General features: G+C 31.7%; 13 protein-coding genes, 1 tRNA gene and 1 riboswitch. Of the genes, 5 read left to right on the top strand and 9 right to left on the bottom strand.

Translation table 11 applies throughout. The features are described from left to right. Positions 1-15: 15 nt before the first annotated feature. From J9309_RS00710 to J9309_RS00670, 9 genes are all read right to left on the bottom strand, one after another. Positions 16-1,257 carry a site-specific integrase gene (locus tag J9309_RS00710; protein WP_230476548.1) on the bottom strand — a complete coding sequence of 414 codons (1,242 nt, stop codon included), beginning with the start codon at positions 1,255-1,257 and terminating at the stop codon, positions 16-18. 302 nt (positions 1,258-1,559) lie between these two features. After that, positions 1,560-1,644, bottom strand: a tRNA-Ser gene (locus J9309_RS00705). Positions 1,645-1,784: 140 nt separating this feature from the next. Next, positions 1,785-2,549 (bottom strand): TIGR03915 family putative DNA repair protein, encoded by a 765-nt coding sequence (locus J9309_RS00700; RefSeq protein WP_230476547.1) that lies wholly within the window; start codon positions 2,547-2,549, stop codon positions 1,785-1,787. Further along, positions 2,549-3,814 (bottom strand): putative DNA modification/repair radical SAM protein, encoded by a 1,266-nt coding sequence (locus J9309_RS00695; protein WP_230476546.1) that lies wholly within the window; start codon positions 3,812-3,814, stop codon positions 2,549-2,551. Before J9309_RS00695 ends, J9309_RS00700 begins: the two co-directional genes overlap by 1 nt. Positions 3,815-3,961: 147 nt before the next feature. Further along, a complete protein-coding gene (locus J9309_RS00690; protein WP_230476545.1) occupies positions 3,962-4,696 on the bottom strand; it encodes an MBL fold metallo-hydrolase in 735 nt (244 codons plus the stop codon). Between the two features lie 135 nt (positions 4,697-4,831). Continuing rightward, positions 4,832-6,043 (bottom strand): MFS transporter, encoded by a 1,212-nt coding sequence (locus J9309_RS00685; RefSeq protein WP_230476544.1) that lies wholly within the window; start codon positions 6,041-6,043, stop codon positions 4,832-4,834. A 14-nt stretch (positions 6,044-6,057) separates the two neighbouring features. Continuing rightward, a complete protein-coding gene (locus tag J9309_RS00680; protein ID WP_230476543.1) occupies positions 6,058-6,474 on the bottom strand; it encodes a hypothetical protein in 417 nt (138 codons plus the stop codon). Positions 6,475-6,553: 79 nt separating this feature from the next. Beyond that, complete coding sequence (locus J9309_RS00675) at positions 6,554-7,288, bottom strand: YebC/PmpR family DNA-binding transcriptional regulator (RefSeq protein ID WP_230476542.1); 735 nt, start codon at positions 7,286-7,288, stop codon at positions 6,554-6,556. A 268-nt stretch (positions 7,289-7,556) separates the two neighbouring features. Further along, positions 7,557-9,662, bottom strand: coding sequence for a M3 family metallopeptidase (locus J9309_RS00670; protein WP_230476541.1), 2,106 nt, complete (start codon positions 9,660-9,662; stop codon positions 7,557-7,559). Positions 9,663-9,911: 249 nt separating this feature from the next. On the opposite strand from J9309_RS00670, the gene J9309_RS00665 reads away from it, so the two are divergent. The 5 genes from J9309_RS00665 (at position 9,912) to purM (ending at position 18,659) form a co-directional block, all read left to right on the top strand. Beyond that, positions 9,912-10,622: a LuxR C-terminal-related transcriptional regulator gene (locus tag J9309_RS00665; RefSeq protein WP_230476540.1), complete on the top strand. Its 711-nt coding sequence runs from the start codon at positions 9,912-9,914 to the stop codon at positions 10,620-10,622. Between the two features lie 304 nt (positions 10,623-10,926). Then, positions 10,927-11,025, top strand: a riboswitch (purine riboswitch). Positions 11,026-11,126: 101 nt separating this feature from the next. After that, entirely contained in the window at positions 11,127-14,834 is a 3,708-nt protein-coding gene (locus tag J9309_RS00660) for a phosphoribosylformylglycinamidine synthase (protein ID WP_230476539.1), read from the top strand. A gap of 502 nt (positions 14,835-15,336) precedes the next feature. Next, positions 15,337-16,059, top strand: coding sequence for a phosphoribosylaminoimidazolesuccinocarboxamide synthase (gene purC, locus J9309_RS00655; protein ID WP_230476538.1), 723 nt, complete (start codon positions 15,337-15,339; stop codon positions 16,057-16,059). A 19-nt stretch (positions 16,060-16,078) separates the two neighbouring features. Further along, positions 16,079-17,581, top strand: a complete 1,503-nt coding sequence (gene purF, locus J9309_RS00650; RefSeq protein WP_230476537.1) for an amidophosphoribosyltransferase — start codon at positions 16,079-16,081, stop codon at positions 17,579-17,581. A gap of 85 nt (positions 17,582-17,666) precedes the next feature. Further along, on the top strand, positions 17,667-18,659 hold the full coding sequence (gene purM / locus J9309_RS00645; RefSeq protein WP_230476536.1) for a phosphoribosylformylglycinamidine cyclo-ligase: 993 nt from the start codon (positions 17,667-17,669) through the stop codon (positions 18,657-18,659). Positions 18,660-18,677: the final 18 nt, after the last annotated feature.

Raw genomic sequence — 18,677 nt, 5'->3', positions numbered from 1 at the left:
AATTAAACAATAAATCTATATTGCATTTTTATTTATAATCGATTTATTTTCAATTACTTGTTTTAAGTTTTGCATATCATTGCTAATTTTTTGTTCTGTTATTCTTGCATAATGTTGCGTAGTTTTAATATTGGTATGTCCTAACATTTTAGAAACAGATTCGATAGGTACTCCGTTGGATAAAGTAACGGTAGTAGCAAACGTATGTCTGGCGCAATGAAAGGTTAGATCTTTATTAATTTTCGTGATTGCAGTTATTTCTTTTAAATACTCGTTCATTTTTTGGTTCGAGTAAATAGGTAATAATTTTCCAGTAGCACATATTGGATTGTCCTTGTATTTTTCTAATATAGCAAGTGGTATTTCTAATAATGGAATTTTGGTTGGAGTTGAAGTTTTCTGTCTGTAGGTATGAATCCATAATTGTCCATCGATACCTTTTACAATATTGTTTTTTGTAAGATTTACAATGTCTATATAGGCTAAACCAGTAAAACATGAAAAAATGAAAATGTCTTTTACAAGTGTTAATCTATCTGTTGTATATTCTTTGTTGTATATGGATTGAATCTCTTCTGTTGATAAGAATATTCTTTCAATTTTGTCTAACTTAGATTTGTAGTTTGTAAATGGATCTCTTTGAATCCAATCGTTTGCTATACATAAATTGATTATTTTCTTGAAGTTTTTAAGATATTTAATTGTTGTGTTATTGCTGCAATTACGTTCTGTTCTTAGGTAGAAATCATAATCCATGATAAACGCATGGTTAATTTCGTCCAGAGAAATATCTTCCTTTTTGTATTGATGCTTGATGAAGTTTTGTGTGTGCCTTAGTGAGGTTTCGTATCTTTCAAGTGTTCCTGGAGAATATTCTTTTGGAACTAAGGCTTTCATTTGTTTGTTATGATTTTGGAATATTGGAATAAGTGTTCGTTTATTCTTATTTGTTTTTCCTTGTACTTCTTCTTTTAATGTGTCAATAGTTAGGGTTTCGTTCTTGAAATTGTATTCTAAGAATATTGTATTAATCTTTGATTTTGTGATTTCAACTTGTGCATTTATTGTACTGGCTGTTTTGTTGTTGCCTTTAATTTTGGAATTTTTAGCATCCCAAGTTTTAGGATCAATGTATTGTTTTGTACTGAATTCCCATCTTTTTCCGTTTACTCGTACACAAAAATAAATAGGTTGTTGTCCTAGTTTATTGGCTTTGGCTTGTCTTGGGTAGACATGGATTTTAAAATTGTTCTTCATTTGATTCAATTTTTAATGGTTAGTAAAAAATTAACTGGTTATTTGTTTTGAATCAAGATGTTCATTTATCGAACTTGTTCGTGGTTAGGTTATGAGTACAGCTATAGTGATAGTTGTCCGTAATCCTATTGTACGATTGAGATAGGGGAGATTTTGACGACCTTTTTTGATTTTATTTTTTAGGTCGCTATTGGGTCGCTCTTGAAATGTGTTTAGATGTGTAGAATCTAATTTCAAGGCATAAAAAAATCCCTTATTTCGTATGAAATAAGGGATTTTACTGTTACTTATTAAATAAGTTGCGGAGAGTGAGGGATTCGAACCCCCGGAGGTATGACCCTCAACAGTTTTCAAGACTGCCGCATTCGACCACTCTGCCAACTCTCCAGTTGTAATAATCGCGGTCTTTTGCGTTATTGCTCTGCAAATATACACCCATTTATTCGGGTTTTGCAAGTGTTATTTAAACTTTTTTTAGAAGTTTATGTTAACTATTACGAATTCAAATAAATAAAATTAAAAATATTTTAATATTCTTTCTCAGTAAGGTATTTCCAGAAGCGTTTTGGCAATAATTGGACATGTAATTTTGTGTTTTTTCGCGCAGGAATATTGGCAGATTTAAAATAACCTTTCCATAAATCCTGATATTGTTGTTCCGTCGGTTCGTAAGATTTAACAATTGAATGATTTTGTTTTGGTGCAAAATCCAATTGAATCGGAATTACTTTTTCTTCATCTTTCGAATACAATAATCCAGTTTTTCTAATTAAATCATATATAATCCAATTCTGATCAGCATATCGATTTTTAAAATGATTTAAAATCAATGGAAGTATATGATATTTTGGTTCGATAGTCGAATAAAATGTACCATCAGGAAATTGTTCGAAACGTATAAATGCTTCGAAATGATGTTTTTCTCGATTCACCTTTCTATCCATTTGTGCAAGATATAAAACATCTTCATTTCCGAAATTTGATTCTACGTTTTGATCAGAATCAATTACATAACAAGCAAAATTAAATAGGTGTTGAAAAGCTTCTTTTTGTTCAGATAAAAAAGTACAATAAAAACGTTTCCAACCATGTTTACTTAGTTTCGATTTTAATCTTTTTCGTACGCGATTTGCTTTATCGGGATCTGAAATAACATTATAAATTTCATCAAACATAGTTGGTTGATAATCTCTTTCATTCCAAACTTTAATTGATTGTGGCTTTCGTACATAATAATCAAATATTAATGTCATTAAACCATCAAAACTTCCATCAAAAACATAATTTTCCATTACCCAAATAAGACTAGTTGATTAGGATCATTTTTTAAATATTTACTTTGAGAATTGCTTAGAATTTTATTTTTAATCTGTGTTGGTAATAATTCAAATCGTTGATATTGATCATCTTCACAACGCATAAAATAACGCGCACGATTATAAGCAATTCCAAAACTTTTTAATTGATAGGTTCTAATTTTTCTGAATTTTCTAGCTGCAATAATTTTCTTGGCAGAACGTACGCCAACTCCAGGAATACGCAAAATCATATGATAATCTGCTGTATTAATATCGACCGGAAATAAATGTAAATTACGTAGAGCGTAACTCAATTTTGGATCAATATCAGTATCTAAATGTGGATTAGTTTCGTTTAAAATTTCATGCACATCAAATTGATAAAATCGCATTAACCAATCTGTTTGATATAATCTATTTTCGCGTAATAAAGGAGGTTGTGAACCAATAGAAGGTAATAATGTATCGTTATGATTAATCGGAATAAAACCTGAATAATACACGCGCTTCAAGTTATAATCATTGTAATATTGATTAGCAATAGACATAATTTGGAAATCATTTTCGGGAGTAGCGCCAATTACCATTTGTGTTGATTGACCAGCAGGAGCAAATTTCGGAACCGATTTTATTAATTTTTTTTCGTCCTTTAACTGAATAATTTTATTGTTTACAAAACCAAGAGGTTTTTGTACATCGACATGAGATTTATCTGGAGCAACAAGTTTTAAACCTTCTTCCGTAGGCATTTCAAGATTAATAGATAATCGATCAGCATATAATCCAGCTTCAGTTAATAATTCTTCGCTGGCTCCAGGAATAGATTTTAGATGGATATAACCGTTAAAACGATGTTCTAATCTCAGTTTTTTAGCAATACGAACTAATCGTTCCATCGTAAAATCAGCATTTTTAAAAATACCTGAACTAAGAAATAAACCTTCAATATAATTTCTACGGTAAAAATTAATCGTTAAATCGACAACTTCTTCCACTGTAAAAGCAGCGCGTTGAACATCGTTACTTTTTCTTGAAACACAAAAAGCACAATCATAAATACAATGATTGGTTAATAAAATTTTTAATAAAGATACACATCGTCCATCTTCAGTATACGTATGGCAAATTCCAGAAGCTTTAGAATCACCTAAGCCTTTGTTATTATTTTTTCTATTTCCTCCGCTGGAAGAACAAGAAACATCATACTTAGCAGCGTCTGCAAGTATATTTAACTTTTCACTAACTCGATCAAAATTCATGAATTGAAATTTTTGCAAAGCAAAATTCAAATTTTATAAAGCCAAGTTATGTCGTGATGAATGTTAAAGTTTATATAATTGATTCTTATGAAATTCGAAAAAAAAAGCTCAAACTATACGTTTGAGCTTTTGTGTTATATTTTTGAATTAGAATTTTTTAACCGCAGTGCTTTTTCCATGATAAAAAAGAACAGTCCAATTTTCTTTTTTCATTTGTTCTTGCCAAATACGACGAGATTCTTGAGCATCTTTTCCATTGATGTCATTTTTAAAAGCGCAATCGTATTTTAAATAACTCTTTTGTGGTAAATTATCAGCACCATAAAAAACGATATCATCTTCGTCAGAAATCCAAAAAACCATTTGATGTGGAACGTGTCCACCAACTTTTTCAAAACGTATATTTTTTGAGATTTGACCTTCATTTTCGCGTAAATAATTTACTTGTGGATGATATTGTAAACCTTTGATAATGTTGTAATCATACGAATGATGACCTTCTAACGCCATAGTGTACATCATTTCATCTTCATGAATGTAAATTTTAGCATTAGGGAAATAGGTTTCTAATTTATTATCGACCATACGACCAATTCCACCAATATGATCTTTGTGTAAGTGTGAAATTAAAATACGAGATACAGCAGTTGCGTAAAATCCAACTTCTTCGATTCTGTTAACTAATTCAGATTTTCCGTCTTGGTGAAGTCCAAAACCAGCATCAATTAATATTAATTCGTCACCAACATGAACTAAAAAAGGTCGAACCGTTAAAACATAACCATTAGCTTCGTCAATTAAGTCTAAATTCTCTACGTAATTAAACTCTTTTGTATTATTTACTTGGTATTGTACTTCTCTTAACGGATAAATTTTAATCATTCTTACTATTTTACGACAAAATGAGTGCAAAAGTACGTCTGAAAATTAAATTATTTCAATATTATGATTGAAATATTCTATATCAGTTTAAATAATATTAATGATTAGATCAGGTGAATTTCCTGTTATCTCTTATTACATTCCTTTTAATTTGTATCCATTTCTTAGAAAAATAATCCATAAGGTAATGCTAAAAGTTATACCAATAAATGTAATCCAGCCGAGACCTTGAATGTAGTTTGACCATCCGATTGTTCCTAACATCATTCCGATCGCTCCGAGTGCTGTTCCAGAGAAACTCATTACTGATGCAACTCCTCCAGAATTCATATTACTTTGTCCTAATAAAATGTTCGAAGAAAACGATCTTAGAAATCCATTGCTAAATGTAATTGGTGCAAATGCAAGTAAAAATAAATAGGGTGAAAATTTACCAATCGTTAAAATTAATAATCCTGCAAATAACACGGTGATAAATGAAAAATGTACTATTTGATTGGGTGTAAATCTCTTTCTAGCCATCAAATACACATTAGGTCCAACCAATAATATTAAAGAATTTACGGCGAAAAATATACTGTATTGTGTTTCAGATAAATTAAACCATTCGATATAAATGTATGAGCTGATTGCTAAAAATGCCATGTAAATAATAGACATGCCGTACATGGATAGCAAAAATGTCATGAAAGGTTTATTGATTAAAATTTCTTTTAAAGAGAATACAGATGTAAATACGTTTCCTTCGATTCTATCTTTTTTGTCTAAAGTTTCAGTAACAAATAAACTTACAATAAAAGAAAATAAGGCACTAATTGCCAAAACATCAAATGTTACTTGCCAATTATAATGTTTTATAATTTGAGCTCCGATTAAAGGTGCAATTGTTGGTGCAAAAGCGCCTAACATTTGTAATAAAGCTATAATTCCCGGTCTATCATCGTCAGTAAAACTATCTTTTACCATAGCGGTAGAAACAGAAATCATTCCTCCAGCGCCAATTGCTTGTGTAATTCGGAAGAATATTAACATCTCTATAGATGAGGAAAAAGAACAAAATAATGAAGATAATCCGTAGATGAAAATACCAGAAAGTAAAACGGGTTTTCGACCAATTTTATCGCTTAATGGTCCGATGAATAACATTCCGATGGCAAAACTTACAAAGAATCCAACTAAAGTATAATTCAACATTCCAGAAGTTGTATTAAATTCTTTTAATAGAGTAGGAAAGGCTGATAAGTATAAATCTGTAGACATTGGTCCTGTCATGTTTAACAGAAATATGAGGAAAATTAGTCCTTTACGACCTAATTTATGTTGTGGTTTTATTAAGGTTTTTGCCATTATTATTTTAGAAATTAAGTAGTAAAAAGAGCTAGAAAAATTTGTATTACAAATCCTAAACTAAACAGCAAAGCTGCAATTTTTAGTAATGTAAAACGAAATGATTCGTTAAGAATTAATTTTTGAATCAACGGATTAGAGATTTTATGATCTAAGAAATATTCTATCCGTTTATGGAAGACTAATACTGATATAAATAGTATACATATCATTACTAATATAAATATTGTATCTAATATTATGGATTGATAAAATATTACTCCAATAATAGCTCCTAAGAACGATAATACTACAGTAGGAATTTTTCTTATTAATTTTCTGAAAAAATCTTCCGTTTTAACAATCCAATCCGGACCCAAAATTTCTGGAGCAGCTAACCAAAACGAGATAAACTGTAAGGTAAGACCTGTAAGAGTTAAAATTTTTATCATGTAATTAATTCTAAATTAAAGATAATAAAAAAACCTCCCAAAAATTGAGAGGTTATTGATATTATATAAGAATTTGGAATTATGCTTCTTCCTCTTCTTCGTCTTCTTGCATTGTATGATAAACGTGGTTTACGTCTTCATCTTCGTCGAATTTCTCTAATAACTTTTCAATGTCAGCTTTTTGTTCAGCTGTTAATTCTTTAGTTGTTTGAGGGATACGTTCAAATTCAGAAGAAATAATTTCGTAACCACCTTCTTCTAAAGATTTAAAGATTGTTCCGTAATTCTCAAAAGGAGCAATTAATACGATTCCATCTTCATCTTCGAAGATTTCTTCAACACCATAATCAATCATTTCGAACTCTAATTCTTCCATATCAACACCTTCTGGAGTTGCAATTTTAAAATTACAGATATGATCAAACATAAATTCTACAGAACCTTGCGTTCCTAATTGTCCATTGCATTTATTAAAATATGAACGCACATTAGCAACAGTACGGTTGTTGTTGTTTGTAGAAGTTTCAACGATAATTGCAATACCATGAGGTCCATAACCTTCAAAAAGTACTTCCTTATAGTTTTCAGTATTTTTGTCAGATGCTTTTTTAATAGCACGTTCTACGTTATCTTTTGGCATGTTTGCCGCTTTCGCATTTTGGATAACTGCACGTAATTGAGAATTTGAACTAGGATCTGGTCCACCAGCTTTTACAGCCATTACAATATCTTTCCCAATTCTTGTAAACGCTTTAGACATTGCAGCCCAACGTTTCATTTTACGCCCTTTTCTAAATTCAAAAGCTCTTCCCATTGATTAATATTTTGTTGATGCAAATTTATCGTTTTAACAAAAAAAATCAAAGAATAATGGAATTGATTTTAATAAATTGATATTATTGATAATATACTTTGTAAATAATCAAATTAATTGATGATATTTTTAATAAAAATTAAATGAAATACACAATTCGCAAGATGTTACAATACTATATGCAGGTAAATTTTAGAGTGAAGAAATTTATTATAAAAATTAAAAGGCGAAAACTTACGTTTTCGCCTTTTAAAGAATTGATCAGATTTTATTTTAATCCGTGATATTTTAACATTGGATCAACTGAAGCTTCCTTTCCACGGAATTTTTTATACATTTCTGTATAATCTTCAGAATTTCCACGAGAAAAAATCTTTTCTCTTAAGATTTGACCGTTTTCGCGCGTCATTCCACCATTTTCTTTTAACCATTCAAATGCATCGTGGTCTAACATTTCAGCCCATAAATAAGCGTAGTAACCAGCTGCATATCCACCACCAAATACGTGGTTGAAGAATGTAGAACCATAACGAGGCGGAACTGCTTTAATTGCTGTTTTGTTCTTAACTAAAGCGTCAGCTTCAAATTTAGCAGCATCAGTAATTTTTTGATCCGCTCCAATTGTGTGCCAAGACATATCTAATGCAGATGCAGATAAAATCTCAGTTAATGAATAACCTTTATTAAAGTTTTTTGCTTTTTCCATTTTTGCAATCAATGCATCTGGCATCACATCACCAGTTTTATAATGTTTCGCGTAGTTCTTTAAAACTTCTGGATATGTTGCAAAATGTTCGTGGAATTGCGATGGAAATTCTACAAAATCTCTCGCAACATTAGTCCCTGATAATGAAGGGTATTTTTGTGTTGCAAATAATCCGTGTAGTGCGTGACCAAATTCGTGGAACATTGTAATCGTATCGTCAAATGTAATTAACGTTGGCTGACCTTCTGGTGCTTTTGTGTAGTTACAAACGTTATAAATTACAGGTTTTTGATTTAATAAAGTAGATTGTTCTACAATATTACTCATCCAAGCACCACCTTGTTTAGAGTCACGTTTAAAGAAATCAACATAGAATAAACCGATTGGAGTTTTATCTTCGTTGAACAATTCATACACACGAACATCTTTGTTCCAAGTTGGGATATCTTTACGCTCAGTATACGTCATTCCGTACATTTTATTCGCCATAAAGAAAATTCCGTTTTCTAAAATTGACCAAACTTCTAAGTAAGGTTTAATTTCATTTTCGTCTAAATCGTATTTTGCTTTACGGATTTTTTCAGAATAGAAATTCCAATCTGCAGCAGATAATTCATAAGGAACTTCTTCTTGATTGATTAAATTCTGAATTTCTTCGGCTTCTTTTTCTGCAATTTTTGTAGAAACTTCAATCATATCACCTAAAAACTTATTTACAGCTTCAGGAGTTTTTGCCATTTGAGATTGTAATGACCATTGCGCGTAATTATCGTAACCTAATAATTTTGCTTTTTCTGCTCTTTTATTAGCAATATCTAAAATTGTTTGGCGTGTATCATTTGCGTCTCCTTTAGAAGTACGATTCCATGATGCATCAAACAATTTCTGACGAGTTTCTTTTTTTACTAAATTTTGTAATTCAGGTTGTTGTGTAGTGCTTAATAAAGAGATTTTGTAGGTACCATCTTCTTGTTTTAAAGCATCTAAATCTTGTTGAGATAATCCTTCTAATTCTTCTTTAGTTAAAGTGATTCCTCCAGATTTAGTTGCATTTAATAATTGTGTACCAAATTTTGTATTTAACGAAGCAATTTCTTCATTAATTTTCTTTAATTTTTCTTTTTCAGCATCTGGTAAATCAGCACCAGCTAAAATAAATTTATTGTAATAATTTTCTAATAAACGGGCAGATTCTGTATCTAAATTTAAAGTATCCTTTTGCTCGTATATTTTTTTTATGCGATTAAATAGATCTCCGTTAAGGTAAATCGCATCATTGTGAGCAGCGAATTTTGGAGATAATTCTTCCTCTAACGCTTGTAACTCTTCGTTCGTTTCCGTTCCTGTTAATATATTAAAAGAAGCAGATACGCGACTAAGTAATTGTCCTGTTTTTTCAAGTTCTACTAAAGTATTTTCAAAAGTAGGAGCATCTGGGTTAGATGTAATTTTTTTAATTTCTTCGATTTGCTGACGCATTCCTTCTAATAAGGCAGGTTTAAAATCAGCTGTTTTTACTTTGCTAAAATCAGTTGTTCCGTAAGGTAACTCACTCGCTGCGTAAAAATAATTGGTTTCGTCCCAAGATCCATTTGCAGATTTTGAACAAGAATTCATAAAGATTGCTGATCCCATCAACATTCCAAAAAATAATTTCTTTTTAAACATTTTTATTTACTCTTTGGGCTAAAATTACTTTTTTTAATTGATATAAGATTTGAAACTTCAAAAATTAGTAAAACAGATAAGTGTATAAGTAATTAATTTATGTGATGATAAATTTTTAAATTTATTGATAATTAGATAATTATATGTAAGAAGTGATTATCTTTATATGCAGAATTTTTCTATAATAATAGATTTATTTTTTTATATTTAAACTTTGCTAATCTCAAGTAGGAATGTAAATAGTATAAAATGCCTAATAGTACTGAAAATGAAAAGTGGAATGAGCTGTTTCAAAATCAAAGTTCGAAAGTAAACGAACAAGTTGATCCACACCAACCTGAATTAATAGACAGTTATTTCTTTATTTATGATTGTATCCAAAATGAAATTGCCTTCGTAAATAATGCGTTTAAAACCTTAACAGGATATGATGTTAAAACGTTTAATTTAGATAAATTAATACAAATTATTCATCCAGATGATTTGGATTATTTCTTTAAATGTGAAGAAAGAGATTTAGAATTTACTAATAATCTAAGTTTTAATCAACATTTTCAATATTTGTTTTCATATACATATCGCATCATTGCGGCTAATGGTACTGTGATGACAATTCAGCAACATTGTCAAGCAATAGAGGTTACAAACCAAGGTCATTTAAGTAAAACGTTAGTCACTCATAAAAGAATCGAAGATTATACGGAACGACCTGCTAACGATCATAAAGCATTTGATAAAGCAAGAGGAATTTACATTGATTCGGAAAATTGTTATGGTTTATCAAAGAGAGAAGTTGAGATTTTGACTTTAATCAAAGAAGGATTGAACAGTCAAGAGATTTCAAGTCAATTAAATATTAGTAAATATACAATTGATACGCATCGAAAAAATATTTTGAACAAAACAAATTCAACAAATTTTATCGAATTAATCCATAAATTAAGTTTCACAAAGTTTTAAAAACATAAAAAATTCCTACTTCGGTAGGTTTTTTTCGGGGGTAAAGCGAAATAATTTGATTTTTTAATAAAATTTTTCAGGCATGAGTTTTTAAATTATGCTAAAAATTTTGAAAAAAATTCACAAAAATCGATGAGTGCTTGATTAAATTATAATAAAATTATTAATTATATAAATTAACTTTAAACTTAATAAAATCTTAAAATTCAAGATTAAAAAAATATCAAGTATTTAAGGTAAATCTATTGGTTTATTTGAATAAATATTTTTAAATTTGCACTTCACTTTTAAAGAGGTGAATTTAGTTTTTAAAGTTTACAACATTTGTATAGCTCATAATAAGGTTGAGCGTCTCTACGGCAGACCGTAAAAAATTGCCACTACAAATTTTTTTTTATTTTCATGAAGCTTTGAACCCTTCGTTTGTATAAAAATTTGTTTGTTGATGTAGATGTACATTTGTTGAAACACAAAAAAAAACCAACACAACACACAAACGATACAATGAACAAAAGAATTTTCATTCAGAAGAAATCAAATTTTGACGTAATTAGTCAGAAGACTACAATAGAATTACAAAACCTTGTGCCTACAATTGTGTGCAAGGTTTTTGTTATTTATGACCTATTTGGTATTACAGAAAATCAGTTGCAACTTACTCAAAATAATGTATTTGCAGATTCTGTAACTGATATTGTTTATACTGATTTGAATGAAGTTTTAGACAATTCATTTCCACAAACACAAAACTATTTCGCTACAGAATTTTTACCAGGACAATATAATCAACGTGATGATTCGGCTGAACAATGTTTAGTCTTAATGAATGTTGATAATGTAAAAGTAAAATCTGGTTTATTGTATGTTTTCAATGATATTTCTAAGGAAGACTTACAAAAAGTACAAGATTACTTAATTAATCCAATCGAATCTCGTGTTAAAGATTTAGATAAATTAGAAATTGGAACAAACCCAGAAGCAACTGAGGTTCCAATTATCGAAGGATTTACAACAGCTGGTGAAGAAGGTTTAAAAGAAATCTACAATCAATACGGTTTATCTATGGAGATGGATGATTTATTATTCATCCAAGATCACTTCAAATCTATTAACCGTAATCCAACAGATACAGAATTAAAAGTTTTAGACACATATTGGTCTGATCACTGTCGTCACACGACTTTCGAAACTGAAATTACTGACGTACAGTTTAATTCTCAATTCAACGAAACTTTACAACGTACTTACGATTATTACTTAAAAATTCGTGAAGAGTTAGGAATTACGAAACCAATTCGTATGATGGACTTAGCAACGATTATGGGTAAATACTTATCTCGTACAGGTGTTGTTAAAAATATTGACGTTTCAGAAGAAATCAATGCTTGTTCTATTGTTGTTCCAATTGCTGTGGACGGTGTAGAAGAAGATTGGTTATTACAATTCAAAAATGAAACGCATAATCACCCAACAGAAGTAGAACCTTACGGTGGTGCTTCAACATGTGTGGGTGGAGCAATTCGTGACCCTTTAAGTGGTCGTTCTTACGTTTTCCAAGCTATGCGTATTACAGGAGCTGCAAATCCTTTAGAAAAAATTGAAGATACGTTACTAGGTAAATTACCACAACGTAAAATTTCGAAAGAAGCAGCAAATGGATATAGTTCTTACGGAAACCAAATTGGTTTAGCGACAACATTCGTAAAAGAAATTTACGACGAAGGATACAAAGCAAAACGTATGGAAGTTGGTTTTGTAGCCGGAGCAGTAAAGAAAGATTATGTTCGCCGCGAAGAACCAGTTGCAGGAGACAAAATCATCTTATTAGGTGGTGCAACAGGTCGTGATGGAGTAGGAGGAGCTTCAGGTTCATCAAAAACACACGATGGTTTAAAATTAGACGATTTATCGGCTGAGGTACAAAAAGGAAACGCGATCGTTGAACGTAAAATTCAACGTTTATTCCGTAATCCAGAAGTTTTAGCATTAATCAAAAAATGTAACGACTTTGGTGCTGGAGGTGTTTCTGTAGCGATCGGAGAAATTGCGCGTGGAATCAATGTTGATTTAGATAGAGTTCCATTAAAATATGCAGGACTTAACGGAACTGAATTAGCAATTTCTGAATCACAAGAGCGTATGGCGGTTGCAGTGGAAGCAAAAGATGTGGAGAAATTCATTGCTTTAGCAAAAACTGAAAACTTAGACGCAACTTGTGTAGCTGAAGTAACAGCAGACGATACAATGACTTTAGTTTGGAAAGGAACTAAAATTGTTGAATTAGATCGTAAATTCTTAGATACAAACGGTGTTCGTAAACAAGCGAAAGTTGAGGTTGCGAACGGAGAAGATAATAATCCTTTTGAGAACAAGCCTTTTAATAAAGAAGCGTTTGTAGCAATGATGCAAGAATTGAATCACGCATCTCAAAAAGGAATGGTAGAAATGTTTGACAACAATGTAGGACGTTCTACAATTTTAAATGCCTTTGGTGGCCAATTTATGGATACACCAGAAGATGTTTCAGTACAAAAATTCCCAACAGACGGATTTACAAATGCGGTTTCTGTTGCTTCTTACGGTTTTAATCCAATTGTTTCTCGTTGGTCAAACTACCACGGTGGTTATTTCGCAGTGGTTGATTCGATGACGAAAATTGTAGCAGCTGGAGCAAAATACGAAGACATTCGATTAACTTTCCAAGAATATTTTGAAAAGTTAAGAGACGAAGCTACACGTTGGGGAAAACCATTTGCAGCGATTTTAGGAACAATTGAGGCACAACGTCAATTCGGAATTCCAGCGATTGGAGGAAAAGATTCGATGTCGGGATCATACCAAGATATTGATGTACCGCCAACGTTAATTTCGTTTGCTGTAGCGCCTTCAACAGATGATCAAATTGTTTCAGGAACATTTGCTCAATCAAATTCTAAAATTTCAGTTTTCGTTCCAACACAAAACGAAGATTATTTATTAGATGCTGAAAATGTAAAAGAAATTTTCACCTTCATTTCATCAATCGATCGTACAAACGTAAAATCAATGATGACGGTGAAGTTTGGAGGAATTGCTGAAACATTAGCAAATATGGCTTTTGGTAACGAAATCGGATTTACAATCAATTCTGATTTAGATTTAGCAAAATATTACCCAGGAGCAATTATCATTGAACATACAACGGTTTTAGAAATTCCAGCGTCAATCCAATCAAACTACACAGTTTTAGGAACGACACAAGCAGAAAAAACTTTTGTTATCAATGGTGAAACAATCAACTTAGTTGAATTAAAAAAACAATGGAAAGAAACATTCCATTCATTATTCCCATATAAATCAAAAGCAGAAGGTACAATCAAAGATCAAACTTTAGTAGCAAAAGATCCAATTGCTACAGCTAAAGTTAAGGTTGAAAATCCTCGTGTTTTCATTCCGATTTTCCCAGGTACAAATTCTGAATATGATTCTGCAAAAGCATTCAGAAGAGAAGGAGCGGTTGTTTCTTCAATTCCATTCAAAAACTTAACAAAACAAGATGTTGAGGATTCTGTTGAAGCTTTTGTAAACGAAATCAACCAAGCTAATATTTTATTCGTTCCAGGTGGTTTCTCTGCAGCAGATGAGCCAGACGGATCAGGGAAATTTATTGCAACAGTTTTACGCAACGAGAAAATTAAAGATGCGATTCATAATTTATTAGATCGTGACGGATTGGTTTTAGGAGTTTGTAACGGTTTCCAAGGATTAATCAAATCTGGATTATTACCATATGGTAGAATCCAAACGTTAGAAGAGGATACACCAACATTAACGTTTAACGAAATCGGTCGTCACATCACGCAATTAGCGAAAGTTCGTGTCAACAAATCACACTCGCCTTGGTTACAAGGAATGGAAGGACAAGAATATTGGATTCCATTCTCTCACGGAGAAGGTCGTTTTGTAGCAAACGAAGTCGAATTACAAAAGTTAATTGACAATGGCCAAATCGCAACACAATTTGTAACTTTAGAAGGAGAATTAGCAGCAGAAATGCCATATAATCCAAACGGATCGACTTTCGCAGTAGAAGGAATTGTTTCTCCATGTGGGAAAGTTTATGGAAGAATGGGACATCCGGAGCGTTACGAAGAAGGATTATATAAAAATATTCCTGGCGTTAGCTATATGAATATCTTTAAGAATGCAGTGAAGTATTTTAAAGAAAATTAGTAATGAGTATTTAGATTAGAGTAATTAGTTTATTCAAATCATTGAAATATAAAGGTTGAGTCATCCTGAATTTTTTTCAGGATCTCATCCTAAAAAGTGAAAGATATAGATGAGGAGCTGAAAATAGTCATCGTCTAAGTTCTCGATACATTTCAATCCTTTGTTAAGGACATGAAACACTAGAACTGACGATTATTGAAGAAATCTAAATACTAACATCTAAAATCTCACTACTAAAAACAAGAACAAACAACAAACAAATATACTGCTCAGACTTGTCAGAGCGAATACAACAGATTTTAATCCTGAACCAATTAAAATCGAAAATTCTTAAAAACCTTGAACAAGTTTTTAAAATGGGATCTAAAGCCTTGAACAAGCTAAGGATCAATCAGAAATTTGATTAAAACCCTGAACAAGTTTTAGTCACACAACACAAACACGAAGTGGACTTTTTCATTTCAAACAAAACCAAAAACAACAAACAACAAGAACAACAACGATGAGCTTAACAAAACAAGAATTCATTTACGAGGGGAAAGCTAAACAAGTTTACGCTACAGAAGAGGCTGATAAAGTAATCGTATACTACAAAGACGATGCGACAGCATTTAACGCTCAAAAACGTGGGACAGTTGAAGACAAAGGAGAAATGAACAACAAAATTTCTACTTTAATCTTTAATTACTTAATCGAAAAGGGAATCCCAACACACTTTATTGAGCAATTAAACGATCGTGAGCAATTAGTGAAAAAAGTAACAATTATTCCAATCGAAATGGTTGTTCGAAACTATGTTGCAGGATCAATGGCACAACGTTTAGGATTAGAAGAAGGAGGGAAATCTCCAGTAACAATCTTCGATATCTGTTACAAAAAAGACGAGTTAGGAGATCCTTTAATTAATGATCACCACGCAGTTTTATTAGGTGCAGCAACGTATGATGAATTAAAAGAATTATACGCTATTACTGATAAAATTAATGAAGCTTTAAAAGAATTATTCTTAAAAGCAGGTTTAATTTTAGCAGATTTCAAAATTGAGTTTGGTAAAGACATGGATGGTAACATCATCTTAGCTGACGAAATTTCACCAGATACATGTCGTTTATGGGATGTAGAAACTGGAAAAAAATTAGACAAAGACCGTTTCCGTCGTGACTTAGGTGATGTATCTGAGGCTTACCACGAAGTGTACAACCGTCTTTCTGAAGTTTTAAAATAACTCTTTTTCTCTTAGAAAAATGATTGATAAAAAATCATATAAAAGTCAATTAAAAGCGCAGTATTTAACTGAGTTTTACGAACGTAACATTCTAAAAAAATATGCTGCTGATACTGTTGACTCGGTGAATGAAGAATGTGGAGTGTTCGGAATTTATTCACCAACAAACATCAACACATACTCTATTACTCAGTTTGGTTTGTTTGCTTTACAACACCGTGGACAAGAGGCTTGTGGGGTTACTTTCTTAAAAGATGGTAATCTAAAAACAGTCAAAAAAGCTGGGTTAGTTTTAGATGTTTTTAAAACGATGGAGGATCAAATCGAAGATTATCAAGGAAATGCTGCTATCGGACATACTCGATACACAACAGCAGGAGATGGTAGTCGTCGCAATATCCAACCATTATACACGTACAATATCTACGGAAAACCACACTTTTCTATAGCCCACAACGGAAATTTAATTGAGGTAGATGAATTGCGTAAAGAATTAGAAGCCGAAGGTTTACCATTTTTAGCTACTTCTGATACAGAAGTTCTTTTACGTTCGATTCAAAAATATTCTCATTTAGATATTCAAGAGGCAATTCAGAAAGGGACTGAAAAAATTAAAGGAGCTTATTCTGTTCTTTTATTAGCAAATAATCAATTAGCGGCTTTCCGTGATCCAAACGGAATTCGTCCATTATGTATGGGTAAAATTGGCGATGCTTATGTTTTTAGTTCTGAAACGTGTGCTTTAGATGCTGTTGGAGCAGAGTTTATCCGAGATGTAGAACCAGGAGAAATCGTTGTTGTTAACCAGGATGGATTGAAATCATATTCATTGAACCAACCATCTCAAAAAAATATTTGTGCGTTTGAGTACATTTATTTTGCTCGTCCTGATTCGAATATCGAAGGAAATGAAATTTATGATTTACGTGTAGAATCTGGACGTAAATTATACGAACAATCTCCAATAGAAGCCGATTTAGTTATTGGTGTACCAGATTCTGGTATTCCATCAGCAATTGGTTATTCAGAAGCATCAGGAATTCCATACGAACCAATTTTAGTTAAAAATAGATACATGTCTCGTTCGTTCATCGTTCCATCTCAGGAAATGCGTGAACGTATTGTGAACTTAAAATTGAATCCTATTGCAAATCGTATCAAAAATAAACGATTAGTGGTTTTAGATGATTCAATTGTACGTGGAACTACTTCTAAATTATTAATCAAGATTTTAAAAGAAGCTGGAGCAAAAGAAATTCATTTCCGTTCGGCTTCGCCACCAATTATTGCACCTTGTTATTTAGGAATTGATATGCCTACAAAAGCAGATTTAATTTCAGGAAACAAGTCGATTAAAGAAGTGGAAGAATACTTGGATGTAGATTCGTTAGATTTCTTATCAGTAGATAATTTAGCTGATCTTTTAGGAAGTAGAAACCATTGTTTTGGATGTTTTACAGAGAAATATCCAGTAAATTTTAGCAATCCAACGAATCAAGAAGAATCTACTTCTTGCTGCTAGATTGAAAATTGTAAAATGTAAAAAGTCTAATGTAAAATGTATAAATATTAATACATCATACATTTTACACTAATACAACAAAAAAATGAGCAACACATATAAACAAGCTGGGGTAGACAAGGAAGAAGGATACCAAACAGTATCGAAAATTAAAAAAGCAGTTTCTGAAACGCATAATGAAAATGTTTTAAACGGAATCGGAAGTTTTGGTGCATTCTACCAATTAGGTGGATACAAAAATCCAGTTTTAGTTTCGGGAACAGATGGTGTAGGAACGAAATTAAGAGTCGCTTTAGATTCTAAAGTTTATGATACAGTTGGGATTGATTGTTTTGCCATGTGTGCCAACGATATTTTATGTCACGGTGCAAAACCATTATTCTTCTTAGATTACTTAGCGTGTGGAAAGTTAGATTCTGATATTGCTGCTGAAATTGTTGGAGGAATTGCTACTGCTTGTAAAGAAACAGGTACAGCTTTAATCGGTGGCGAAACTGCAGAAATGCCAGGAATGTACAAAGTAGGTGACTATGATGTGGCAGGTTTTTGTGTAGGAGTAGTAGAACGCGATGAAATTATCGATGGTTCTAAAATCAAAGCAGGACAAGTTATCGTTGCGTTACCATCAAGTGGATTCCATTCGAATGGATTTTCATTAGTACGTAAAATCTTCCCAGACTTTAACGAAGAATTTGAAGGTAAACCTTTATTTGAAACGTTATTAGTTCCAACAAAATTATATCAAAATGACATTTTTGCGATTAAAGATGCTGGGATTGAAATGACTGGAATTGCTCATATTACAGGTGGTGGATTAATCGAAAATGTTCCGCGTATCATTAACGATGGTTTATGTGCTGTAATTGAAAAAAATAAAATTAATGTTCCAACTGTAATGCAAGAATTAGCAAAACGTGGAAACATCGCAGAAGACGAGATGTTTGGAACATTCAACATGGGTGTTGGTATGGTTGTAATTGTAGACCAAACTGATGCTGACAAAGTAATGAATATTATTGATGGAAGTGCCGTGATTGGAGAAATCCAAGAAGGTTCTGACAAGATTATATTGAAATAGTAGATTAAATAGTTTAAA

Source organism: Faecalibacter bovis (genome assembly GCF_017948305.1).
GTDB classification, from domain to species: domain Bacteria; phylum Bacteroidota; class Bacteroidia; order Flavobacteriales; family Weeksellaceae; genus Empedobacter; species Empedobacter bovis.
The sequence above is the reverse complement of the archived record's forward strand: the minus strand, read 5'-3'. Positions and strand labels throughout refer to the sequence as shown.

Excerpts from the sequence above, each read along its gene's own strand:
- J9309_RS00710 (WP_230476548.1), bottom strand. The coding sequence starts at position 1,257 with ATGAAGAACAATTTTAAAATCCATGTCTACCCAAGACAAGCCAAAGCC.
- J9309_RS00700 (WP_230476547.1), bottom strand. The coding sequence starts at position 2,549 with ATGGAAAATTATGTTTTTGATGGAAGTTTTGATGGTTTAATGACATTA.
- J9309_RS00695 (WP_230476546.1), bottom strand. The coding sequence starts at position 3,814 with ATGAATTTTGATCGAGTTAGTGAAAAGTTAAATATACTTGCAGACGCT.
- J9309_RS00690 (WP_230476545.1), bottom strand. The coding sequence starts at position 4,696 with ATGATTAAAATTTATCCGTTAAGAGAAGTACAATACCAAGTAAATAAT.
- J9309_RS00685 (WP_230476544.1), bottom strand. The coding sequence starts at position 6,043 with ATGGCAAAAACCTTAATAAAACCACAACATAAATTAGGTCGTAAAGGA.
- J9309_RS00680 (WP_230476543.1), bottom strand. The coding sequence starts at position 6,474 with ATGATAAAAATTTTAACTCTTACAGGTCTTACCTTACAGTTTATCTCG.
- J9309_RS00675 (WP_230476542.1), bottom strand. The coding sequence starts at position 7,288 with ATGGGAAGAGCTTTTGAATTTAGAAAAGGGCGTAAAATGAAACGTTGG.
- J9309_RS00670 (WP_230476541.1), bottom strand. The coding sequence starts at position 9,662 with ATGTTTAAAAAGAAATTATTTTTTGGAATGTTGATGGGATCAGCAATC.
- J9309_RS00665 (WP_230476540.1), top strand. The coding sequence starts at position 9,912 with ATGCCTAATAGTACTGAAAATGAAAAGTGGAATGAGCTGTTTCAAAAT.
- J9309_RS00660 (WP_230476539.1), top strand. The coding sequence starts at position 11,127 with ATGAACAAAAGAATTTTCATTCAGAAGAAATCAAATTTTGACGTAATT.
- purC (WP_230476538.1), top strand. The coding sequence starts at position 15,337 with ATGAGCTTAACAAAACAAGAATTCATTTACGAGGGGAAAGCTAAACAA.
- purF (WP_230476537.1), top strand. The coding sequence starts at position 16,079 with ATGATTGATAAAAAATCATATAAAAGTCAATTAAAAGCGCAGTATTTA.
- purM (WP_230476536.1), top strand. The coding sequence starts at position 17,667 with ATGAGCAACACATATAAACAAGCTGGGGTAGACAAGGAAGAAGGATAC.